Origin of the sequence: Limnofasciculus baicalensis BBK-W-15, from assembly GCF_024178385.1 — a bacterium.
Lineage (GTDB): Bacteria > Cyanobacteriota > Cyanobacteriia > Cyanobacteriales > Coleofasciculaceae > Limnofasciculus > Limnofasciculus baicalensis.
Genome location: NZ_JAMZMM010000522.1, coordinates 1 through 3,205 on the forward strand (window position 1 = coordinate 1; position 3,205 = coordinate 3,205).

At 44.5% G+C, this 3,205-nt stretch carries 5 protein-coding genes; 3 read left to right on the forward strand and 2 right to left on the reverse strand.

What is annotated here, in order from left to right; translation table 11 throughout:
- Positions 1-45: 45 nt before the first annotated feature.
- The gene (locus tag NJ959_RS27600; RefSeq protein WP_254014970.1) at positions 46-450 is read left to right on the forward strand and encodes a thiol-disulfide oxidoreductase DCC family protein; all 405 of its coding nucleotides are present in this window, start codon (positions 46-48) and stop codon (positions 448-450) included.
- A gap of 53 nt (positions 451-503) precedes the next feature.
- Here NJ959_RS27600 and NJ959_RS27605 read toward each other — a convergent pair whose 3' ends face one another.
- A complete protein-coding gene (locus NJ959_RS27605) occupies positions 504-923 on the reverse strand; it encodes a Tery_1686 family protein (protein WP_254014967.1) in 420 nt (139 codons plus the stop codon).
- A gap of 204 nt (positions 924-1,127) precedes the next feature.
- Between NJ959_RS27605 and NJ959_RS27610 the strand changes: the two genes are divergently transcribed.
- Entirely contained in the window at positions 1,128-1,976 is an 849-nt protein-coding gene (locus NJ959_RS27610; RefSeq protein ID WP_254014968.1) for an alpha/beta fold hydrolase, read from the forward strand.
- Here the strand turns inward: NJ959_RS27610 and NJ959_RS27615 are convergent.
- The gene (locus NJ959_RS27615) at positions 1,933-2,148 is read right to left on the reverse strand and encodes a hypothetical protein (protein WP_373693724.1); all 216 of its coding nucleotides are present in this window, start codon (positions 2,146-2,148) and stop codon (positions 1,933-1,935) included. The genes NJ959_RS27610 and NJ959_RS27615 overlap by 44 nt on opposite strands.
- Between NJ959_RS27615 and NJ959_RS27620 the strand changes: the two genes are divergently transcribed.
- Positions 2,105-3,205 (forward strand): LON peptidase substrate-binding domain-containing protein (locus NJ959_RS27620; RefSeq protein WP_254014969.1); only part of this gene is annotated, 1,101 nt, incomplete at its 3' end. The two genes, NJ959_RS27615 and NJ959_RS27620, sit on opposite strands and share 44 nt — an antisense overlap.

Genomic DNA, 3,205 nt, shown 5'->3' on the forward strand with positions numbered 1-3,205 from the left:
AAATGGTTGTATACATTAATTCTTGACAAAATCATCCCACTGGATATGAAGTACCACGTTATTTACGACGGCAACTGTAATCTTTGCACAACCCTAGTCCAGCTACTGGAAAACCTGGATAAGGGACAGTTGTTCGATTACCTACCGATGCAGGATGAAGCAGCTTGCGTCAAGTTGGGAGTGACACCCCAAGACTGCGAAATGGGGATGATTTTAATCGATAGTACTTCGCCTGAACGCCGTTGGCAAGGGAGTCATGCCATAGAGGAGATTGGGCGTTTGTTACCTGTAGGTGAAGTATTTATCTCCGCTTACCGGGTAATGCCTGGGATGAAATGGATTGGCGATCGCGTTTACGATCAAGTTCGCAATCATCGTTACACTTGGTTTGGCAAGCGCTCGAGTACTTATCAGTCTGCTTATCCGATTGGCTGTAACGGGGGGAGGTAAAAGGTTATAGGTTAGAGGAGTGGGAGGAGCGCGGGAAGTCAGGGCGCGATCGATTACCGATCGAATAACTCAAATACCTGTCGGCAAAACTGTTTGAGCCTGTCTTGGATTTCTCCCACTGGCTGACAATTCCCGACAAATTGCCAATTATCCACAGTTGAGAGTCTCCAAGCCTCTCCTTGATGATTAAACCCTGCCAATTCCAAACCAATCAACCGATGAGACTCTTCCAAGGGATCTTGGTAAAACCGAATCTGGACTAAAATACTGCGGCTTTGGAATTTTCTACTCCAACCCGGTAAGTGAAAGCCGATATCAATCGAATCCGGATCCACTAACTCGCGGGTATCTGGATCGTTTTGCCATGGTTTCAAGTCTGCCTTAGCGTCGGGAACCTGAAACTTAAACAAATTGACAATAGCCGCGATTTTGGTGGTAATTTCTAACCCTCTTGCTTTTTCAGCCGCATTCATACTCGCTCTCCTCTCCTTAAGTATTATGACAGAGCAGTTTAATTATTTATTACTATTTAGCCCAGATTTGTTGTATCACATAGCAATATTTTGACTAGGATTTTCTGCATAAATAAGTCCTTATATGGAATTTCCTAGTAAAACTTGCCTAAAGTGCCACCGAGCGGTAAGCTCAAACCACGGGCTTAGGTACAGGAAAGCAAAGTGTCTATCATTGAACAATCGATCCAAGTTGGCTCACTGCAATGGTTCTATCGGGAAGTCAACCCAGCAAATACAAGCGACAAGCCGCCAGTGGTGCTACTCCACGGGTTGCCTTCCCAGAGTTATTGCTGGACTGCAATTATGCCAGATTTGGCCGAACAAGGGTTCAGAGCGATCGCACCTGATTGGATTGGCTTTGGTGCTTCGGCAAAACCAGATCGCCGCGACTTTGCTTATACTCCCGATGCCTTTATTAACGCCTTAGCAGAATTCCTCAAAACCCTGGAAATAGAGCGATGTTATTTGGTGGTTCAAGGATTTCTCGGTTCAGTGGGGCTACAATACGCCCTCCGTTACCAAAATCAGATCGAACGCCTGACAATCCTCAATACACCTATATCGCCTGCTGCCATTGTCCCTTGGAAAATTCAGCAGTTGGGCTTGCCCTTCATCGGTGATATGCTGACCCAAGACCCTCTGTTAGTCGATCGCACTCTCGAAGGCGGTAGCGGTTATCAAGTTTCCGATAAAGACTTAGATGTATATCGTAGACCATACCTCAAAAGTTCCGATCCAGGGCGAAGTCTGGGATGGACAGTGAAAAATCTCCAGCTTCGGGAGTCAATGGCTGAGATTGACTCCGGTTTCCGTAGCTGGACAACCCCAACTATGATTGTATGGGGCATCAAAGATCCCTGGTTACCGTTTGTCCAGGTAGAGGAGTTTGTCAAGATTACTCAGAATGTAGAATTAGTTAAATTAGAAGAAGCCGGACATTACCCCCAAGATCATTGGTCAGGAAAAATCAGTGAGGCACTTGTGATGTTTTTGCGACGGCAAGCTGTATGAATAATTGGTTATTTGTTGTTTGTTGTTTGTTGTTTGTTGTTTGAAATACCAATAACCAACAACCAATAACCAATAACCAATAACCAATAACCAACAACCAACAACCAACAACCAACAACCAACAACCAATGGAAACGGTAGAAACTGGATTACTCCTTCCCCTGCGGAACATGGTGTTACTGCCAGGGATTACCCTACCAGTAATTGCAGGTCGTCCTCGTTCCGTCGCTGTAGCTGAGGCGACGATGCTGACATCTCAAAAACAAGTTATTATTGCCTCTATTCGTCCAGAAGCATCTAAGCGTCTCGAAGAAGACGAAAATGCCGAAATTGAAAGCCTGGACGAACTCTATCCTGTGGCGACATTGGCAATCGTGCAACGGATGATTCGTCTACCCATTGGCCCAATTCAGCTTATTGTCCAAGGTGAAGAGCGAATTCGGATCGATCGACTAATTAAAATTACTCCTACCTACGAAGTCGCCTTTCAACGGCTACCTCAAATTAGTGTAGAAACAGCATTAGAAGTAGGAATCTCAGAAAATACCCTAGAAGCTTTGACTAAAGTCCTTCAATCCCTCTGGCGAGAAGCGGCTAATGTTAATCCCAATTTTCCTGAAGAAATTCTCACCGTATTATTAAATACAGACGATCCGGTACAGTTAGCTTACCAGACTTCTATCTTGCTGCAACAGGATGTTGTCCAAATGCAAGGAATCCTGGAAGAGGAAAAACTAGAGGCACTTCTCCATAAAGTTATCGAAAATTTGCAGCAAGAGGTCGAAATATACCGCCTCCGAATGGAAATTATTGGACAAACGAAAAAGGATATCGACCAACAGCAAAGAGAATTTATCCTCCGCCAACAACTAAAGAAAATTCAAGAGGAATTAGGAGAAGCAGATCCAGAAAAGCAGGAAATTGAAGAATTGCGATCGCGCCTCACTAAAGCTAATTTACCAGAAACTGCCCAAAAGCAAGCCAAACGAGAAATAGCACGTTTGGAGCGCGTTGGCAATAATTCCGCAGAAGGTGGCGTAATTCGCACTTACCTAGACTGGCTGTTAGAGATGCCTTGGAGTAATACAGTACAAGATAATCTCGATCTGAAAAATGCCAGGGAAGTGTTAGATGCAGATCATCATGGACTTATTAAAATTAAAGACCGAATTATTGAGCATCTGGCAACCTTTAAGTTGAAACAAATGCGGAGTGGTGTGGGAGTGGGG

What these genes read in the sequence shown, in the direction of transcription:
- NJ959_RS27600 (WP_254014970.1), top strand. Translation starts at nt 46, where the DNA reads ATGAAGTACCACGTTATTTACGACGGCAACTGTAATCTTTGCACAACC.
- NJ959_RS27605 (WP_254014967.1), bottom strand. Translation starts at nt 923, where the DNA reads ATGAATGCGGCTGAAAAAGCAAGAGGGTTAGAAATTACCACCAAAATC.
- NJ959_RS27615 (WP_373693724.1), bottom strand. Translation starts at nt 2,148, where the DNA reads ATGTTCCGCAGGGGAAGGAGTAATCCAGTTTCTACCGTTTCCATTGGT.